21 protein-coding genes are annotated in these 18,681 nt (G+C 62.6%); 8 read left to right on the top strand and 13 right to left on the bottom strand.

Going from position 1 to position 18,681, the window contains the following annotated elements:
- Positions 1–437: 437 nt before the first annotated feature.
- Positions 438–1,472, top strand: a complete 1,035-nt coding sequence (locus FEZ63_RS23370; RefSeq protein WP_150949557.1) for a serine hydrolase domain-containing protein — start codon at positions 438–440, stop codon at positions 1,470–1,472.
- A 108-nt stretch (positions 1,473–1,580) separates the two neighbouring features.
- Here the strand turns inward: FEZ63_RS23370 and arsH are convergent, their stop codons facing one another.
- Genes arsH through FEZ63_RS23345 form a run of 5 tightly spaced genes read right to left on the bottom strand, consistent with a single transcriptional unit; the run spans position 1,581 to position 4,691 of the window.
- Positions 1,581–2,321, bottom strand: a complete 741-nt coding sequence (arsH, locus tag FEZ63_RS23365; RefSeq protein WP_150949554.1) for an arsenical resistance protein ArsH — start codon at positions 2,319–2,321, stop codon at positions 1,581–1,583.
- Positions 2,318–3,373: an ACR3 family arsenite efflux transporter gene (gene arsB, locus FEZ63_RS23360; protein ID WP_150949569.1), complete on the bottom strand. Its 1,056-nt coding sequence runs from the start codon at positions 3,371–3,373 to the stop codon at positions 2,318–2,320. The genes arsH and arsB overlap by 4 nt, the downstream gene beginning before the upstream one ends.
- A gap of 10 nt (positions 3,374–3,383) precedes the next feature.
- Positions 3,384–3,809: an arsenate reductase (glutaredoxin) gene (arsC, locus tag FEZ63_RS23355; protein ID WP_150949567.1), complete on the bottom strand. Its 426-nt coding sequence runs from the start codon at positions 3,807–3,809 to the stop codon at positions 3,384–3,386.
- A gap of 2 nt (positions 3,810–3,811) precedes the next feature.
- Positions 3,812–4,339, bottom strand: a complete 528-nt coding sequence (locus FEZ63_RS23350; RefSeq protein WP_150949552.1) for an arsenate reductase ArsC — start codon at positions 4,337–4,339, stop codon at positions 3,812–3,814.
- Positions 4,332–4,691 carry an ArsR/SmtB family transcription factor gene (locus tag FEZ63_RS23345; RefSeq protein WP_150949565.1) on the bottom strand — a complete coding sequence of 120 codons (360 nt, stop codon included), beginning with the start codon at positions 4,689–4,691 and terminating at the stop codon, positions 4,332–4,334. The genes FEZ63_RS23350 and FEZ63_RS23345 overlap by 8 nt, the downstream gene beginning before the upstream one ends.
- Before the next feature lie 118 nt (positions 4,692–4,809).
- On the opposite strand from FEZ63_RS23345, the gene mobA reads away from it, so the two are divergent.
- The 7 genes from mobA (at position 4,810) to FEZ63_RS23310 (ending at position 10,205) form a co-directional block, all read left to right on the top strand.
- Complete coding sequence (mobA, locus tag FEZ63_RS23340) at positions 4,810–5,463, top strand: molybdenum cofactor guanylyltransferase MobA (RefSeq protein WP_244622957.1); 654 nt, start codon at positions 4,810–4,812, stop codon at positions 5,461–5,463.
- 72 nt (positions 5,464–5,535) lie between these two features.
- Positions 5,536–5,853: an ArsR/SmtB family transcription factor gene (locus FEZ63_RS23335; protein WP_150949550.1), complete on the top strand. Its 318-nt coding sequence runs from the start codon at positions 5,536–5,538 to the stop codon at positions 5,851–5,853.
- Between the two features lie 56 nt (positions 5,854–5,909).
- The gene (locus tag FEZ63_RS23330; RefSeq protein WP_162419832.1) at positions 5,910–6,152 is read left to right on the top strand and encodes a YjiS-like domain-containing protein; all 243 of its coding nucleotides are present in this window, start codon (positions 5,910–5,912) and stop codon (positions 6,150–6,152) included.
- Positions 6,153–6,176: 24 nt separating this feature from the next.
- Entirely contained in the window at positions 6,177–7,622 is a 1,446-nt protein-coding gene (locus tag FEZ63_RS23325) for an NAD(P)-binding domain-containing protein (protein WP_150949545.1), read from the top strand.
- Positions 7,623–7,673: 51 nt separating this feature from the next.
- Entirely contained in the window at positions 7,674–8,864 is a 1,191-nt protein-coding gene (locus FEZ63_RS23320; protein ID WP_150949543.1) for an MFS transporter, read from the top strand.
- Positions 8,865–9,030: 166 nt separating this feature from the next.
- Entirely contained in the window at positions 9,031–9,624 is a 594-nt protein-coding gene (locus FEZ63_RS23315; protein WP_150949541.1) for a hypothetical protein, read from the top strand.
- Positions 9,624–10,205 (top strand): hypothetical protein, encoded by a 582-nt coding sequence (locus tag FEZ63_RS23310; RefSeq protein ID WP_150949539.1) that lies wholly within the window; start codon positions 9,624–9,626, stop codon positions 10,203–10,205. Before FEZ63_RS23315 ends, FEZ63_RS23310 begins: the two co-directional genes overlap by 1 nt.
- A 139-nt stretch (positions 10,206–10,344) precedes the next feature.
- Here the strand turns inward: FEZ63_RS23310 and FEZ63_RS23305 are convergent, their stop codons facing one another.
- The 8 genes from FEZ63_RS23305 to FEZ63_RS25840 form a co-directional block, all read right to left on the bottom strand.
- The gene (locus tag FEZ63_RS23305; RefSeq protein ID WP_150949537.1) at positions 10,345–10,983 is read right to left on the bottom strand and encodes a nitroreductase family protein; all 639 of its coding nucleotides are present in this window, start codon (positions 10,981–10,983) and stop codon (positions 10,345–10,347) included.
- Between the two features lie 39 nt (positions 10,984–11,022).
- The gene (gene moaA, locus FEZ63_RS23300; RefSeq protein ID WP_150949535.1) at positions 11,023–12,051 is read right to left on the bottom strand and encodes a GTP 3',8-cyclase MoaA; all 1,029 of its coding nucleotides are present in this window, start codon (positions 12,049–12,051) and stop codon (positions 11,023–11,025) included.
- A 138-nt stretch (positions 12,052–12,189) separates the two neighbouring features.
- Positions 12,190–12,441, bottom strand: coding sequence for a molybdopterin converting factor subunit 1 (gene moaD / locus FEZ63_RS23295; protein WP_150949562.1), 252 nt, complete (start codon positions 12,439–12,441; stop codon positions 12,190–12,192).
- Positions 12,442–12,478: 37 nt separating this feature from the next.
- A complete protein-coding gene (locus tag FEZ63_RS23290) occupies positions 12,479–12,880 on the bottom strand; it encodes a c-type cytochrome (RefSeq protein WP_150949533.1) in 402 nt (133 codons plus the stop codon).
- A 31-nt stretch (positions 12,881–12,911) separates the two neighbouring features.
- Positions 12,912–14,174: a molybdopterin molybdotransferase MoeA gene (locus tag FEZ63_RS23285; protein WP_150949530.1), complete on the bottom strand. Its 1,263-nt coding sequence runs from the start codon at positions 14,172–14,174 to the stop codon at positions 12,912–12,914.
- Between the two features lie 76 nt (positions 14,175–14,250).
- Positions 14,251–16,869 carry an arsenate reductase (azurin) large subunit gene (locus FEZ63_RS23280; protein ID WP_150949528.1) on the bottom strand — a complete coding sequence of 873 codons (2,619 nt, stop codon included), beginning with the start codon at positions 16,867–16,869 and terminating at the stop codon, positions 14,251–14,253.
- A gap of 14 nt (positions 16,870–16,883) precedes the next feature.
- The gene (locus tag FEZ63_RS23275; protein ID WP_150949525.1) at positions 16,884–17,408 is read right to left on the bottom strand and encodes an arsenate reductase (azurin) small subunit; all 525 of its coding nucleotides are present in this window, start codon (positions 17,406–17,408) and stop codon (positions 16,884–16,886) included.
- 419 nt (positions 17,409–17,827) lie between these two features.
- On the bottom strand, positions 17,828–18,196 hold the full coding sequence (locus tag FEZ63_RS25840) for a hypothetical protein (protein WP_244622956.1): 369 nt from the start codon (positions 18,194–18,196) through the stop codon (positions 17,828–17,830).
- Positions 18,197–18,681 lie beyond the last annotated feature (485 nt).

Genomic DNA, 18,681 nt, shown 5'->3' with positions numbered 1-18,681 from the left:
AGTGCGCGCCACCTGTCCGGCCGCGCCCAACGGACGACCTTGTCGAGGTCAAATCCGGGCAATGTCAGAACTCAAGGTCGAGGTCCGGAGCGACGGTTCCCTCGAGGGACTCGAACACCTCGCCGAAATTGTCCTCCAGCGCGATGTTGGCCAACGCGAACGCGATCAGGTCGGTATCCGAATAAGATAGGTGAGAGAGCTGGGGGCGGTGATTCCTAGTCGGTGTCTAATTCGGGATCTCCGTAGTGGCTGGCTGATCCATATCGGACGCCTCTCGTCTCACAAGCAGCTTGTCGATGCGTCGGCCATCCATGTCCACGACCTCGGCAATTTGGTGGGTCAAGACGCTTCTCGCAGCTCGGTCACATCGGCGTGAACAGAAACCATTCCTGCGCCAACCTCACGATTTTGCCGCGGAAGGAACCTAGCTCAAGTCCATGCATGGATGCTCAGCACTCTCCGTCGCAACCCTCCTGCTGTTCTCGCCCGTCGCTTCGGCTCAGCAAGGGGTGCTACAAGGCGCCACCCTCGACGCGCCGCTCTCGCAAATTCTGGACAAAGCAGAGGAGCTTGGCCCGCTCAAGACAGTGATGATCGCGCAGAATGGCGGGATCATTGCCGAGCGTGGCTATCGCGGCAATTCCGTCACCGCTCCGACCAATATCAAGTCCGCGTCCAAATCCATTGTCTCTGCGCTCGTCGGCATCGCCATTGACAAGGGCATCCTGGAAGGCGTGGACCAGAAAATCGCGCCGCTGCTCAAGGACGACCTGCCGCGCGTTCTCGACCCGCGCATCGCGACGATCACCATCGGCCACCTGTTATCGATGCAAGCGGGGCTTGAGCGCACTTCGGGCAGTAACTACGGGCGCTGGGTGTCCAGCAGCAATTGGGTGCGGGCAGCCTTGACCCTGCCCTTTGCCGATGAGCCGGGCGGTCGAATGCTCTATTCCACTGGCTCCAGTCATCTGCTCTCGGCCATTCTGACGCGTCGGAGCGGCCGCTCCATGCTGGCGCTTGCCCGCGCGTGGCTGGGCCCGCTTCAGGAGTTCTCGATCGCCGGCTGGGAGCGCGACCCACAAGGTATCTATCTTGGCGGAAATCAGATGGCGATGAGTCCGACATCGCTGCTGGCTTTCGGCGAGCTCTATCGCAATGGGGGAAAGACGGCCAGCGGCCAGCAACTCATCTCGCCCGAATGGGTCGAGCAGTCCTGGCAACCGCGCACCAATTCGCGCTTCACGGGCGACGCCTACGGGTATGGCTGGTTCCTGCGCCAGATTGGCGGGCGGGACGTGCGCTATGCCTGGGGCTATGGCGGGCAGATGCTCTACATTGTGCCGTCGCTCAACCTCACCGTCGTCATGACATCGGACGAAAACGGTCCCGCGGCGAGAACCGGTCACCGGGAGAATCTCCACGGGCTGCTAGGCAACATCATCGCGGCTTTCGGGGCGAGCGCAGGCGAATAGGGTTGAGGATTGATCACGCTGTCTTCGCCTCAAACCTTGCCTCTGACGAGAGCACTCGCACGCTAGAAATCGCAGCGATCAAAAAATTGGATTTTGGAGGCCACATTATCATTCGGCAGCTTGCACCTCGAGGCTCATCGCGTCGTTCGCGAGCCGGAGCGCCTCCTTATGGTCAGCTTCCTTGCGCTCGCTGTAGCGATCCGTGAGATAGCCGGACACGTCGCGGGTCAGCAGCGTGAACTTCACCAATTCCTCCATCACGTCGACGACGCGATCGTAGTACGACGACGGCTTCATCCGACCCGCTTCGTCGAATTCCTGAAACGCCTTGGCGACGGACGACTGGTTCGGGATCGTGACCATGCGCATCCAGCGCCCCAGCACGCGCAGTTGGTTCACGGCGTTGAACGATTGCGAGCCGCCCGAGACCTGCATGACGGCGAGCGTGCGGCCTTGCGTCGGGCGGACAGACCCCACGGCCAGAGGAATCCAATCAATCTGGGCCTTCATCACGGCGGTCATCGCGCCATGCCGCTCGGGAGAGGACCAGACTTGTCCCTCCGACCACAGCGACAGCTCGCGCAGTTCCCGCACCTTGGGATGGTCGGCCGCCGTAGCATCCGGTAGGGGCAATCCGCGCGGATCGAACACACGCGTCTCGGCGCCGAAATGCTGAAGGAGACGCTCCGCCTCGAAGGTCAGAAAGCGGCTGTAGGACCGCTCGCGCAACGAGCCGTAGAGGAGCAGGATGCGCGGCCTGTGGCTCGAGCGCGCCGTCGGCAGCAGCTTCTCCTGCATCGGCATAACGGCGCTGCCGGCGTCGAGGTTCGGGAGATCCGCCGAGGTCATGACTCTACCCTCGCCGGGAGGCGGCTTGCTGCGCCGCGCTCGTACCAGCCCTGGCTGCGGTTAACGATCCACACGACGGACAGCATCACCGGAACCTCCACCAGCACGCCGACCACGGTGGCCAACGCCGCACCCGACTGAAAGCCGAACAGGCTAATGGCGGCAGCGACCGCCAGCTCGAAGAAGTTGCTGGCGCCGATCAGGGCCGAAGGTCCCGCGACGCAATGCTCCTCACCGGCGACGCGATTGAGGAGATAGGCGAGCCCGGCATTGAAATAGACCTGAATCAGGATCGGAACCGCCAGCATCGCGATGATCAAGGGCTGCGCCAGAATCTGCTCACCCTGGAAGCCGAACAGCATGACCAGCGTGGTCAGGAGCGCCATCAGCGACACCGGCCCAAGCGCATGCAGCAATTTCGCCAGCGCCGCCTCCCCGCCTCTTGCGAGGACGCTCCGTCGCAGCACCTGCGCGACGATCACGGGCACGACGATGTAGAGAACGACGGATAGGACGAGCGTGCCCCAAGGGACGGTGATGGCCGATAGCCCAAGGAGGAAGCCAACGATCGGCGCAAACGCCACGATCATGATCGCGTCGTTGAGCGCCACCTGGCTCAAAGTGAAGTGCGGCTCGCCTTTCGTCAGGTTGCTCCAGACGAACACCATCGCGGTGCAAGGCGCCGCCGCGAGAATGATCAGTCCGGCGATGTACGAATGGATCTGATCGGCGGGAAGATACGCCTCGAACACGTAGGTGATGAAGAACCAGCCGAGCGCCGCCATCGAGAACGGCTTCACGGCCCAATTGATGAACAGGGTGACGCCGATGCCACGCCAGTGTCGCCCGACCTGACCGAGCGCCGCAAAGTCGATCTTCAACAGCATGGGGATGATCATCAGCCAGATCAGCACCGCCATCGGCAAATTGACCTTGGCGACCTCGGCGGCGCCGATGGCCTGGAACACGCCCGGAAAAAAGTGGCCGAGTGCAACGCCTGCGACGATGCACAGCGCGACCCATACCGTGAGGTAGCGTTCGAAAAGAGACATCATGGTTCCTTCAGGCCGTTGCGGCCCGGCGCCCGGTGGCGTCGATAACGAGTTCGCCGTCTTCCTTCCGGAACTCGCCCTGTTGTGGCGGCAGAAGATCGAGCACGGCTTCGGACGGGCGACAGAGGCGCACGCCGTTTGGCGTCACCACGATCGGTCGGTTGATGAGAATCGGATGCGCGATCATGGCGTCGAGCAACGCGTCGTCGCTGAGCGTCGGATCATCGAGCCCGAGTTCCGCGTAGGGCGTGCCCTTCTCGCGGACGACATCGCGCACCGACATCCCCATGCGTTCGATCAACTGGCGCAACAGCAGCCGCGTCGGCGGCGTCTTGAGATACTCGATGATGTGCGGCTCGAGGCCGGCGTTGCGGATCAGGCCGATGGTGTTGCGCGAGGTGCCGCAATCCGGATTGTGGTAGACGATCACGTCCATGATCATGCGACCCCTTGGCGAGGTGATGATGCACCTTCGCTCTGGCCGATCTCGCGTAACTGCGATTGCAGGGAGGCCTGGTCGAGCGAATGGACGGGGAGTGCCGTGAAGGCGGCAATCCTGTTCCGGAGATAGCGAAGGGCCGTGACGAAGGCCCGCTCCTTCTCGATGTCGCTGCCTTCGACGGCGGCCGGATCCTCGATGCCCCAGTGCGCCGTCATCGGCTGGCCGGGCCAGAACGGGCAGGTCTCGCCCGCGGCGCTGTCACAAACGGTGAACACGAAATCCATCACCGGAGCGCCGGGCGCGGCGAATTCGCTCCAACTCTTCGACCGGAGACCCGCGGTCGGGACATCCGCCTCTCCCAGCACCTTAAGGGCGAGCGGATGAACCGCACCCTTGGGATGGCTTCCGGCCGAGTATCCCCTGAAGCGTCCCTCCCCCAGCTCGTTGAGAACGGCCTCGCCCAAGATCGAGCGCGCCGAGTTCCCGGTGCAGAGGAACAAGACGTTGAAAACGCGGTCAGACATGAGCTTCATCCTCGGAGGGCGCGCAGCAAGGGGTGAGATCGGCGATCATCGGGGCGCAAACCTCCGGAGCGCCGCCGCAGCAATCCTTGAGCAGGAAGCCGGCGATGACCCGCATCTGATCGAGGTTGGCGCGGTAAATGATCGACCGGCTGTGACGCACCGGTTTGATCAGCCCGGCCCGGGTCAGGATGCCGAGATGACTCGACATGGTGTTGTGGGGTACGGCGAGTTGCCGCGCGATTTCCCCGGCGGGCAGCCCGCCGGGCTCGTGCCGGACAAGGATTCGAAATGCCTCGAGGCGGGTATCCTGGGCCAAAGCGGCGAAGGCAAGGATGGCGTTTTCATTCTGCATTTGTCCACAATAGTGGAGATATGGAATTGAGGCAAGTGTCCTTGGCATCGAATCTTCCAGGTCGTTCCTTTGCGCTCGCCCGCAGTTGTCCCGGCGCGTGAATCCTGCAAGATCGAGCTTGACCAACCCGGCGGCCTTTGATCAGGTGATCCTCATACCCACCCCACCGACGGTTTGCGTCCTGCTGGCGGGCGGGCTCGCGCGACGCCTGGGCGGCGGCGACAAGCCGATGCGCAAAATCGGCGATCGCACCATGCTCGAACGGATCATTGCCCGTTTGCAGCCGCAATGCACCGAGCTGATCCTGAATGCCAATGGCGACCCCGGACGCTTCTCGTCCACCGGATTGCGGGTGGTCCCGGATGACGTGCCTGGATCCCCGGGTCCACTGGCTGGCATCCTCGCCGGGCTGGATTGGGCGCATCGATCGCAGGCAGAGTGGGTCGTTAGTGTCGCGACGGACACGCCGTTCCTGCCGCTCGACTTCGTGGCTCGCCTTCACGACGCGCGCCTGGCGGCGGGTTTCCCGATTTGCCAGGCGGTGTCGGGCGACCGGACTCACCCCGTCAATGCGCTCTGGGCCGTGAGTCTGCGTGAGGATCTGCGTTACGCCCTCGTGGTCGAAGGCGTACGGAAGGTCGAACGCTGGGCTGCCCGGCACGGCGTCGCACGTGCCGAATGGCCGACCGAGCCGTTCGATCCGTTCTTCAATGTCAACACGCCTGAGGATCTCGCGCTGGCGGAGGCCCTGGCTCGACGCCATGGGGCTTAGGCGGCATAGATTATTTCGAACATTCCGGAATTAGCACTTGACGATAGATCCGGATGGGAGCAGTTTATTTCCATGATGATCGAACAAGCAGCAAAGCAGCTTGAAGCCCTCGGAAACACGACCCGGCTTCAGGTCTACCGGACGCTGGTTCGGGCCGGAGAAGCCGGACTGCCCGTCGGCCAAATCCAGGAGCGGCTCGGCATTCCCGCCTCCACCCTCTCGCACCACCTCCAGCGGCTGTTGCTGACGGGTCTGGTGACGCAGGAACGGCGCGCGACGACCCTGATCTGCCGGGCCAACTACCCGGTGATGAACGATCTGCTCGGATTCCTGGCCGACGAGTGCTGTGCCGATGCCGGGTGCGGAAGTCAGACGGACGCTGCCGCATGATTTTATTTGCCCCTTATTTCCCTAATTCTGGAAATAGCGCAGTAGGAGAAGTCACCATGGCATTACGAACCCAACCGGAGCATCGCGAGATGCTCGCCCTCGCCGATCTCGATGACGGCACTCTGCGCGACATCGGGCTGCGACGGACCGACCTCTACGCCATCCCGGCCAAGCGTCTGATCCAGCCGCGATCGTGCCGGACCAGACGCCGGCGTTGGAGCACGATTACCAACTCTCTCCGCCGCGCTTTCAGTTTCGCGACCATCTCCTGTTGCCCCGATCCGCTTTCCTGCCGCTGACCCCTGACGAAGGAGCCTTTCCATATGACCTCGTTCGAGACACTCCCCATTGCAGTCATCGGGGCAGGCCCGGTCGGTCTCGCCGCAGCGGCCCATCTGATCCGGCGCGGCCTGCCCGTAAAGGTCTACGAGGCGGGCGCGAGCGTCGCGGCCAACGTCCGCGATTGGGGCCACGTCCGCCTGTTCTCGCCGTGGGAGTACAACACCGACAGCGCCGCCCGCGATCTGCTGAGAGCGCACGGCTGGCAGGAGCCTCCCGGCAAGGCGATGCCGACGGGATCCGATCTCTATGTGAAGTACCTCAAGCCCCTGGCCGAGACGCCCGAGATGGCGGCGGTGATCGAGACCGGCGCAAGGGTGATCGCCATTACCCGGCTGGGCGCCGACAAGGTGGTCAGCAAAGACCGTGAGACGAAGCCCTTCGTCCTCGCCATCTCGAACAACAACGGGCCGGCCCGGCGCGACCTGGCGCGGGCGGTGATCGACGCCTCCGGAACGTGGACGGCTCCGAATCCCCTCGGTGCGGGCGGAATACCTGCCGCGGGCGAGGCCGAGCATGCCGATCGCATCGTTTATGGCATCCCGGACGTACTCGGCCGCGACCGGGCGATCTACGGGGGAAAAGCGACGCTGGTGGTCGGCGCCGGCCACTCGGCCGCCAATGTGCTCCTCGATCTGGCCAGCCTGGCGCAGCGCGATCCCGGAACCTCCGTCGTGTGGGCGACCCGCGGAGCCAACCTGATGCGGGTCTACGGGGGAGGACGCGCCGACCAGCTTCCGGCGCGCGGCGAACTCGGGTCCAGGCTCAAGGCGATCGTCGACAGGGGAGTGGTCACCCTGGTGGCCGGCTTCTCCGCAACCCGTGTCAAATCCGGCAGCAGCCATATCCTGGTCGAGGGCGAGACGGCGAACGGCATGCGTGAACTCGGCCCGATCGACCGGATCGTCGTTGCGACGGGACAGCGGCCGGACATGAACCTGACCCGCGAACTCCGGCTCGACCTCGATCCCTGGCTTGAGAGTTCAAAGGCGCTCGGACCGCTGATCGATCCGAACCTGCATTCGTGCGGATCCGTGCCGCCGCATGGTCATCGCGAGCTCGCCCATCCGGAGCCGGGCTTCTACACCGTCGGGATCAAGAGCTACGGGCGAGCCCCGACCTTCCTGATGCTCACGGGCTACGAGCAGGCGCGATCGGTCGTCGCCGCCATTGCCGGCGACCTCGCGGCGGCCGACGACATCCACCTGGTCCTCCCGGAGACGGGGGTTTGTTCGAGCAATCCGATCCCCGATGAAGCAGCGGCATCGTCCGGCTGCTGCGGCGGACCTGCTCCGGCCAACGTCGACGCGTGCTGCGTCTCGGATGCTGACGCCAAGGCGGAGGGCAAGGGCGGCTGTGGATGCGGTCCCGTGGATGTGCCAGTCCGGAAGCCATCAGTGAAGGTTGCGGAACCGGCCGGCTGTTGCTGAGATCCCGGCGTGACGAACTCAGCAACAGAGTCCCTGGCGAGTGATCCGGCCATGCCGAAGCCAAGCCCGCGAGCGGTGATCACCACCCTCGGGATCACCCAGATCTTGGCCTGGGGCTCCTCCTTCTACCTTCCGGCGGTGCTTGCAAAGCCGATTGCCGCCGAGACCGGATGGTCGCTGGGCTGGGTCGTCGGCGGTCTCTCGGTCGGCCTTCTCGCCGCCGGACTGGTCGCCCCGAAGGTCGGGCGCACCATCGACGCCAAGGGCGGTCGCCCCGTTCTTACCGCCAGCTCGATCCTTCTGGGAGCCGGGCTCGGCACGTTGGCGTTTGCCCACAGCCTTCCCGTCTACATGCTGGCCTGGCTGCTGATGGGCGTCGGCATGGGGACCGGACTCTATGATGCCGCTTTCGCCACCCTCGGCCGGCTCTATGGCAAGCAGGCGCGAAGTGCGATTACCAGTCTGACCCTGTGGGGCGGCTTTGCCAGCACCGTGTGCTGGCCCTTGAGTGCTTACCTTGTGGAGCATCTCGGCTGGCGTGGTGCCTGCGCCGTCTATGCGGCCATCCAAGTGTTTGTCTCGCTACCCCTTCACGTCTTCGTTCTGCCAGGGATCCACACGTCCACGCCGGAAGCCAGGTCCCCCAAACAGACTGCGACGGACACCGCGGCACCCGAATTGACGGGCGATCGGCGTATGCGGGCGTTCCTGCTGCTTGCCACCGTTCTGACCCTCGGTGCCATCACGGCGTCGATGATCGCGGTCCATCTGCTGACTTTCCTGCAAGCGCGAGGTCTAGAACTCGGCGCTGCCGTTGCCCTCGGTGCGATCGTCGGTCCATCGCAGGTCGGGGCACGGGTCGTGGAGATGGCATTCGGACGCCACTACCATCCGATCTGGACCATGGTGGCTTCGGTAACCCTCGTCGCGAGCGGGGTGATCCTGCTGATCATCGGTTTCCCGATTCTCGCGTTGGCCCTCGCGCTCTATGGAGCCGGCAACGGAATCGGCTCGATCGCCAAAGGCACCCTCCCCCTCGCGCTGTTCGGCCCCTACGGTTACGCCTCGCTCATGGGCAAGCTGGCGATGCCAAGTCTCCTCGCCCAGGCGCTCTCGCCGTCGGTCGGAGCGATCCTGATCGAATGGGGCGGCCCGGATACCGCGCTCGGCTTCCTTGCTGGAATCGCCTGTCTGAATATCGCACTTGCATGCTGGCTGTGGCTGACTGTCCGCGACATGTGATCTCTCAGTCGGCAAAATCTCGCGCTGGGTCGGCTGTCGGGCCCCAGCGGTCACAGATCGAACCTGTGTCGCTTCATCGGCCAGGGCGCTGCGGACCCCGTATTGGCCGCTATCTGCATGGCCGCTTACGTGCGAGGCTTTCGCACGGCAACTGGAAATGCTGGCTATGATCCGAACAGAAACGCGGATGGCGGAGCAAACAACAGCAGCCGAGAGGGATGAAAAGCGCGCCATGATCCGGTTAGCCGTTTTTGCGGGGTTCCTATTTGCCGTGCCCGCTTCTGGCCAGGTTCAATCAACTGACTGGACAGACACCTGGACACCGGTCGCGGGCGGGTGGACCAAATACGTGAACGAGCGGTTCGGCACGCTCGCAGAGATACCTCGCCATCTGTTTTCCCTGGACGAACCGCCTCCGGCGAACGGGGACGGGCGCACCCTCAGTTCCAAAGATGGAGCAAAAATCTGGATCTACGCGAGCTATGGCGCGTATGTCGTCACGGACACGTTTGAAGAATACAAAGCGTTGTTGCTGAAGGAGAGCGATCTGGATCGCGTCACTTACAAGGCCGAGTCGAAGACGTGGCTCGCGCGCTCAGGCACAAAAGGGCCAAACATCGTGTACGAGAAGGTGATCGAGGGGTGTGGTGCTGCGCATATTTTTCGGATCACCTATCCCGCTTCAAGGAAGACGGCTTACGACCCAGTGGTCACACGGATAGCCCGCTCTCTCGGATGCCAGAAACATGAGGATCAATAATGGCAAAAGCCACTCGGATAACCCGGGGCGTCGCTCTTGGAATCGGCTTTGGCATTGCCACTGTCGGCAGTCCAATTGCGAGCGCGGCGGAACCCGCTTGCCGACTTGATAATTCCGTTTACGCGGCTGAGGTAATTGACGAGGGTTTCGGCGCCGACGAACTGCGCTTCTCATTCGAGCCCTTGGGACAGGTCCGCTACAATGACGACTTCGTTCAGCAATTAGTAGTCACCTCGCCAAAGATGGGAACGACACTGAGGTTCGGAACCAGTGTGACAAACGGAACGGCGGTTGAGACCGGGTGGCTGGATATGCCGGCGGCGGACTTCTCGGACCGAATGAAGGAGGCGAATAAATACTTCGCGGAGCCGCTAGAGAAACTTGAACTGTCCAGCGAGATCAGGACCGTTTATGCGGACTTCCAAACTGGCCAGATCCCCATTCGCGATGAAACTCCGCCGGTGCTTGTCATTTTGCCAGAGCTGAGGGGCTACGCTCATAATTCGTGGAATAAGCTTGTAAGCTATGGACTCGCTTGGGGTGTCTTTCGGTTCCTTCGGTGCGAAAATTCGACGAGGTGAACAGGGCCTTGTTACCCTTTTCAGAGAACCCAAATCGGTCGCCGAGGGCACACGTGTCGCGAACCACAGCCGGCTCTTTGCCGCGACTGGCAGGGGTCAAATACTCAGCAGCACAGATCAGGTCGGAACTGGGCGGCTTTCAGATAGTCTGCCGCGAGCCTGGAAGCCAAGTCTGAAGGAGGTCGGCATCCGGCTCCGACTGGACTCCCCTGCTCTTCCCGGCCGTGCCTATGCCGATGAAGCAAAGGAGATCCTCGTTGTCGGCAAGGCCGAAGGCGCTCCGCATCACCGCGGTCGTTAGCCTGCGGCCGCTCACCGCCATCGCCCCGTAACCCAGCAGGTCGGCTCCGAGCAGAACATAGCCCAGAGCCGCCCCTGCCGATGCGCGCTGCTCGATCTCCGGCACCGTGTCGTTCGCCTGGACGCGGGAAATCACCGCAAGAAGGACCGGCGCGTGGTGGGCCTTCTCGCGCGTGCGATCAAGCTGCTCACCCATGATGGCTGGATCAAGCTCCCTGTCAGCCGCCACGAATACATCGGCCAAGGCGTCCCGTGCATCTGGATGGATAACCATAAAACGAAAGGGGGAGAGGTGCAGGTGGTCAGGCGCGCGGGAGGCGGCGCGCACCAACATCCGGATCTCCTCATCGGTCGGACCCGGTTCGGTCAGATGCCGGGGTGGCGTGGAGCGCCTGCTCCACATTCGGTGCAGCAGCGCCAATCCCTCCGCTTTCCGCTCCGGAACGGTGGCATTGGATGCTGTCAAAAAACTAGCCATCGTGGATGACCTCCGTTGTCGGCAAAAACCCGATGTCAGTCACCCTCCCGTCATGCTCATGTGACGTCCGACCGCCGGACGGTTGTGACGGCGGTCAATGATGAAATCGTGCCCTTTCGGCTTGCGGCTGATGGCCTCCGCGATCGTCCGTTCCAAGCGCTCGTTTCCCTCCGAGAGCCGTATTGGTGTTCGCAGGTCCGCCGAATCTTCCTGGCCGAGACACATGAAAAGCTTGCCCGTGCAGGTCAGCCGCACCCGGTTGCAACTTTCGCAGAAATTATGGGTCATCGGCGTGATGAACCCGAGCGTCCCGCCCGTCTCCTTCACGCGCACGTAACGCGCGGGGCCTCCGGTACGCTCGTCGAGGTCATCCAGGGTGTAGCTCGCCGAGAGGCGCGCGCGGACGATGGAGAGCGGCAGGAATTGGTCGAGCCGACTCGGCTCGATATCGCCGAGCGGCATGACCTCAATCAGCGTGAGGTCAGCACCGCGCCCGTGCGCCCATTCCATTAGGCCGGCGATCTCATCCTCGTTGATCCCCTTCAACGCAACCGTGTTGATCTTGACCTTGAGACCCGCCGCTTGTGCGGCATCGATCCCGGCAAGTACTTTGTCCAGGTCACCCCAGCGGGTAATCTGATGAAACTCCTCCGGGTCGAGGGTGTCGACGGAGACGTTTATCCGCCGCACGCCGCAATCGGCCAGTTCCGACGCGTAGCGTGCGAGCTGCGAGCCGTTCGTCGTGAGCGTCAGCTCATCGAGATCACCAGTCTTCAGGTGGCGCGAGAGCGAGCGGAAGAGGGACATGATATCCCGCCGCACCAGAGGCTCGCCCCCCGTGATCCGCAGCTTACGCACGCCATTCGCCACGAAGACGGAACAGACCCGATCCAACTCCTCGAGAGTGAGCAGGTCGCTCTTCGGCAGGAAGGTCATGTGTTCCGACATGCAATAGACGCAGCGGAAATCGCAGCGGTCGGTCACGGAAACCCGGAGGTAAGTGATCGTGCGGCCGAACGGGTCCATCAAGGTCGTTCCGGCGTCGAGATTAGCCGAGGTCGGGCGCATGAGCCGCCCTCCTGTTTTCTTCAATGTTGGAGGTGGTTCCTCGCACTGCCGCAAGATACTGCTTCCTTGCTGGGATCCCTTGTGTCTCGGCACCGGCAGAGCTGTCCATCCAGATCGTCGTGGCCATATCCATCACCGTCATCCTCCCGTCATGGGCGGAAAGAAGGCGATCTCACGGGCCCCGAGGATCGCTGATTCCGGCCGAACGTGAACGTGATCGACTGCGGCGCGGACGATCGACCCGTTTTCAAAGGCATACTCATATTCCTCCCCCCGGCTCCGCAGCCAAGTGACGAGATCGGCCACGGTCGTGACGTCGGACGGAAGGTCGATCTCCTCATCCATCTTGCCGACCCGCTCACGGACCCAGGCGAAGTAAACCAGCTTCACGCTCATACGCCGCCCGCCGATTCCATGCACGTGGACGTCATTGCTTCTTCCCGGCAGCATCGAACTGCTTGAGATAGGCGACGAGGTCGTCAATGCGTTTGTCGTCCTTAAGTCCGGCATAGACCATCTTGGTCCCGGGGATCTTCGCTCGCGGATTGTGGATGTAGTCGCGAAACGTCGGTTCGTCCCATGTGATGCCGGAATTCTTGTTGGCGGCGGAGTAACTGTAGCCCTCGACGGTGCCGGAGTGACGGCCGAAGAGGCCGTTGAGCACCGGGCCGACAGCGTTCTTTGCGCTCTCACCGACCTGATGACAGGCCCGACACTGCGCGAAAACCTTTTCGCCTGCTGCGGCGTCCTGCGCGCTTGCCGATGCGGATGCAAGGATGGCGCCGAGCAGAACGAAGTGAGGCAGGACCGTAACGAAACGCTTGAACATGGAATCTCCTGGTCGGTCGGGGCTAGGCGGTTCAGACAGTAAACCCATCGCGGAATCGGTGGAAAAAGATCATGTCCCCCGGAGCGACGGGGGCGTGAAGAGGGTGGATCTCGACTAGCCCGTCGGCTTCCACCAAAGGCCGAAGTCGCGCCGAGCCGCCACGCCCGAGAATTTCGACCGCAGGCGCGCCGCTGTTTTCGACGAGGCGTCCGGGAGCGAACTCGGTTCGACCTGGTCGGCGCTCGAAACGTGAAGCGGCAGGCATCGGACATCCCGACGGGCGTTGGAACCTCCTGCCCTCGAGTGCTGCGACAACGGCGCCGCCCAAAATGAGCCAAGAGACCAGAGCGGACACGGGATTGCCAGGCAACCCGAGATAAGCCGCTTCGCCGACCCGCCCGACCACCGCGGGTTTCCCGGGTTTTAGGGCAATCTTCAAGGTCTCGAAAATTCCGCCGGCTCGAGCGACCGCCGTTGCGGAATAATCCTCGTCACCAACGGAGGCACCGCCAGTCGTCACGACGAGATCGCAAGTAATCGACAGTTCGCCTAAGGCAACGGCAAGCGCATTGGGATCATCGCGCATGCAGCCGCCGTCGATGACTTCCAGGCCTGCCTGCGCGGCGAGCGTCATGACCATCGGGCGGTTCGAATCGTAGATCGATGCTTCGGCGAGCGGCAATCCCGGCTGCACCAGCTCGTTCCCCGTCGAGATGATTCCGACGCGTGGCCGACGACGGAGTGTGACGCTGGCACGCCCTTGGGCGGAGAGAAGCGCAATGTGACGAGCGTCGAGGCGTAGCCCTCGCGAGAGGAGATGATCACCGATTTCGATGTCCTCTCCCCTTCGTCGGATGTTCTCGCCGGACCGGAGCATGCGGTTGAGCACGAGTTCATCGCCATCACGCCAACCATGTTCCTGCATCAGAACGGCATTGGCGTGCAGCGGCAATGGGGCGCCCGTGAAGATCCGGGCCGCGTGACCCGGCGGCAGCTCCTTGGGGATCTGCCCAGCGGCGATCCGTCCGATGACGGGCATTCTCGTGCCGGCCGGCAACATGACGTCGCCGAGCGCAACGGCGTAGCCGTCCATTGCCGATTGATCGAACGGGGGCATCGCGAGTTCGGCCGAGATGTCCTCGGCGAGCGTGCGCCCGCCAGCGTGATGGATGGCGACGGTTTCCGTCTCGGTGATCGGCATCGCGTATGCGGCGGCGCAGGTGCTGGCCGTCTCGATCTCGATGAGGCCGCCAACTTCCGCGCAGACGTCGCCGGCCGGAATGTGAACGTTCATGGGGCATCTCCGCTCTCCGGTGCCGAAACGGCATCGGATGGAAGGTCGGCCGAGCAATTGCCCGGCCGGAGGAAGGCTACACCGGGGGCGCGTATTCCTTTTCCTTGAAAGAGAGGCCCTTCACCACCTCCGGAGCGTCCGCAAGCTTACGGATGTTGCCCCAGGTCTGCTTGTAGTTCGGGATGATGAATTCGTTCACGCCAGCCGACACTACGTTGCCCTGAACGCCGGTCGGATAGCCGAAGAGCATGAACGTCTGCTTCGGTTTTGCCCTGTCGGTGGGATACGCCATCGCTTGCGTCGACCCGTTGTCATTATAGACCTCGACCAAGTCGCCGGATTTCAGGTTGAGTGCCGCCATGTCCTGCGGATTCATCTCGATGAACGGGAACGGAAAGCGGTCCATCACGAAGTCGTTTTCCTGGTCGAGATATGCGCTTTGCCAAATATGGTTTGCGCGGCCGTTGTTGATGAGGAAGGCAAACTTCTTGGATTCCTCCTCCTTGCCGGAAGCCTCGAAGCCACGCCACTTCGTTTCCATGAAGATCGCCTTGCCATCCTTCGTGTTGAACTTGCCGTCGGCGTAGAGACGCTGGGTTCCGATGATCGGCTCCGATCCCGCAGGCGGCGCGGGTGGTGGGGTTGCGGTCGTGGGTGTGGCCTGCTGGACGGGCTCCTTGCCGCGCGCGCCCTCGATGGCTGGTCCCTGCACCACCATCCCAGGGGTCTGGCCCGTCGTCGTGCCCTGGGCTGTAGCGCCCTGACCCTCGATTCCGACCGCCGGCTCCTGAAAGCCATTGGTACCCATGGCGCGCAGCCGAGCGTAGGTGACGAACTGACCACCCTTCTCGTGCTGATGGTAGCCGTCCATGAAAGCGTCTTCCTCGGTCTTCCAGTCGAAGCCCTTGAAGCGATCCGCAATCTCGGTCTTCCCCATTTCGCGAAAGACGCGCTCGAGGTTATTGGCGAGCCGGGCGGCGATCAGGCAGTCGGGCATCGCGCTTCCCGGAGGATCCATGTAGCGCTCGGTGAGCCGCATCCGGCGCTCTCCGTTCATCGAGGTCAAATTCATCTCGCCCGAGGTCGCGGCGGGCAGCCACACATGCGCTGCCTGACCAATCTGGGTCGGAATGATGTCGACATCGACCGAGAACAGACCACCCTTCTTGATCGCATCGGTGATGGCGGCGACCATAGCCGGACGGTCGCCCCATGGCACTGCGGACATCGCATCCTTCACCAGGTCGGTGCGGCGTTTGTAGGCCTGCTTAAACTGAAGCGCATTGAGGGTCGTCTTGTAGTGGTCGCAGCCCCAGATATGGTGCACGCCGCCCTGCCCGCTGATCAGGAGTTGGTCGACATAGGCCGCGGGCCGACCGACGTGTGCATCGGACGGGCGAGCATATCCCTCCTGGTGCCCGCCGAGGCGTACGCAGCCGCCACCCGGGCGTCCGATGTTGCCCGTCGCGAGTGCCACGTTCACCAGGGCGCCATTGGTGCGGTAATTGTCGTTGCCCCAAATCAACCCCTTCTCATAGGCAAACATCGAACGCCGACGTGCGCCGCCCTCCTTCGGTTGGGCCATCCACTCGGCGGATTGACGAATCTGATCGACCGTCAGCCCCGTGATCCGCGCGGCCTCCTCCAGGCTGGTCTTGTTGCCGGCAATGGCCTTGTCGAAATCCTTCGTCGAGGCATCGATGAAAGCCTTATCGACCCAACCCTTGTCGGCGATGTAGGTCAGCCAGGCATTGAACAAGGCCAAGTCCGTCCCGGAGTTGATGGCGAGGTGCATCACGCGGTCCTTGCCAGCCTCGATTTCGCAGGCGTTGATCGTCACGGTCCGGCGCGGATCGACGATGATGACTCGGGCCGGCTCGTGCGGTTCGTTCGGCAATAGCTGCTGTTTTTTGTCCTGCGAAATTCCGCGCAGGTTCGGGATCCAGTGATTCAGGAAGTAATTGGTTTGCGTCTCGAGCGAGTTCGCGCCCACGACCACGATGGTGTCGGCAAGCTCCGCATCCTCGTAGCAGTTGTTGAGTTCGCCCACGCCCATGTCGCGCGTGGCGTGAACTTCCGAGTTATAGGCCGGTCGGTTGTGGATCCGAATATTCTTGATCTTCATCGAACCGAAGTAGAGCTTTCCGGTGCCCCACGTATTCTCGTATCCGCCGCCAGCGCCGCCATGATCGTATGCGGATACAAAGAGTGCGTCTTCACCCTGATCGGCGATGACCGCAGCCGTCACGCGGGCAACGAGGTCAAGCGCGTCGTCCCAGCTCGTCGGCTGCATCTGGCCGTAGCGCCAGACCATCGGGTCGGTGAGGCGTTGCTGCTCGGTGTTCCGGACGGCCGAGTAGGACATCTCGGCCATGCGTGCGCCGCGGATCGAGCCGAGACCGGAGTTCACGACGCATTTCACGTCGGGCTTGATGACGATGTGGACGTCCTTGCCGTCCTGCTTGACGATGTTGTACATCGCCGGCGCATACCAGGCCTCGGTGTCGGCGCCCTGCTGCTGCGAAAGGTCGACGTTGAACTTGTTGCCGGCAGGGTCGGTGGTTCCCTGCTTGTCGATGTCCCACGTGTAGGCCTTGTAGCCACATCCGACGATGCAGTAGTGGCACACCACGTTGTGTTCCTTGGCGTCCGCCGGGATGATGGGCAGCCGATCGATCTGTCTCTTGTAAGCCATGGCGCGATCCTCCCTCAGAGCACGTTCGACAGGCGGCCGTAGATCAGCTCGTCCACGCCCTCGGCGTAGATGTCGCCCTTCTCATCGACCCGAAGCGAGTACTGCGGCAGGTTCTGGGTCGCGTGACCCCAGGTCTCCTGCCCGCCCGCCTCGCAGTCGAAGACCGAATAGTGGCCGGAGCAATTCAGGGTTCGCCGCTCGGAGTTGTAGTGGAGCGGATAACCTTTATGCGGACAGATCGTCGTGAAGCCGACGATATCGCCCTCGGGACCGGCGCCGCCTTCTACACGCTTGCCGAGTTTGATCAGGACCCCGGAGGCATCGTCATCGGGGTAAGCGACGTCCAACGGCTCGTTGAGCTTGAGTTCGTTGACGTTGCCGAGTCGCGTCGATGGATATGTCACGCGAGCGGTTGGCACCGCGGCTTTCGTCTCGTTTGCCGGGAGAACGGCGCTGGCGGCAACGCCCGCGGCCGCAACGCCGGCACCGGACAGGAACCGGCGACGGCCGAGATCGACGAGTAGATCGCATCGCTTCATGGTGTGTCCTCCAAAGTTAGTCTTTTGAGGAATTCCTTTGCAAGATACGTGCCAATCCCGGGGCATGTCTTAAGTACCTGAGAACGGAGGCGCTTGCCCCGGACCGCCGGCTCCTCGTGTGAGGAAGTCCGAACATGCAAAAGGCGAATGTTCGGAAAGTCGAACATCCCGTCAGCCGAAGACCGGCTGGTTCAAACCCTGATTGATCTACTAGGCCGTGAACTCATGAATGCGTCGTTCGTCGGCCGATCGGAGTCCGCATCTTGACGATTTTCGGAAGTCGCGGAGGGCCGACGGGCCTTCCGTTATGTGCCAAGAGGCGACCTTCGCGACCCTACCGCTGAATAGGTAGCGTCTTTATTGACCAGCCTTCCAACTGCTCCCGAAGTTGACCTTGTCGAGGTCAAATCCGGGCAATGTCAGAACTCAAGGTCGAGTTCCGGATCGACGGTTCCCTCAAGGGATCGGAACACCTCGCCGAAGTTGTCCTCCAGCGCGATGTTGGCCAAGGCGAACGCGATCAGGTCGGTATCCGAATCGATTCCCGTACGGGCCTTCGCTTCATGGATGAGTTCGCTGCTGATCCGTCCGGTGATCCGTCTGTCCTTCTCGCGCAACAAGCCGATTTTCTCGGCGCTGCGCATGACGGACTCTATCCGTCCCGCCTTGGACTTGCCCTTCAGCGTCGCGACCTTGCCCGACGCCTCGGGAAGCCGACTGGACAACCGATTATGGGATCGGGCACCTGGAGCCTTGGGAGGGGTGCGGCTGGAGGTTTCGCTGGCCATTGCAGTCCCATTTTGTTAGCCAAATCCGAAGTTTCGTTATACGACATCGCGCGCGTCCGAGTCCTTATCAGGAGCGCCGCCGCAGCCAAGGTCAAAATCCGGGCCATTCTCAGCACGTTCGTCAAGTCCGCTCCGATACGGGAGCTATTCGACCGGACGATCCGCCATCCGCTCGGTTCTACTCCGGAATTCACCCCGGGTTTGAGGCAGTCCTGAGAGGGGAAGGGTGGAGTCTCGGAATCTGGTGGCGTTTGCTACCGAATGTCGCCGTTTATTCACCACGTATCAACGGACGGCAGCATCATCGTGCTGGCAACATCCCACGGCGCTCAGAGGTCGTCGACGAGCATGGCCTGAGGGCGCCCGTGGTAAAGGACAACTCGGTCTCGGACTTGACGAGCACCATCCCAAGCGGACCGACTTGAGCAGATCGAGGCTTTGGCGCAAACGGTCGGCTTCAGCGACCGCTAGCGTGTACTCGCTGC

This window comes from Microvirga brassicacearum, assembly GCF_008757455.1.
GTDB lineage: Bacteria > Pseudomonadota > Alphaproteobacteria > Rhizobiales > Beijerinckiaceae > Microvirga > Microvirga brassicacearum.
This window is presented reverse-complemented; position numbering and strand designations above follow the sequence as displayed.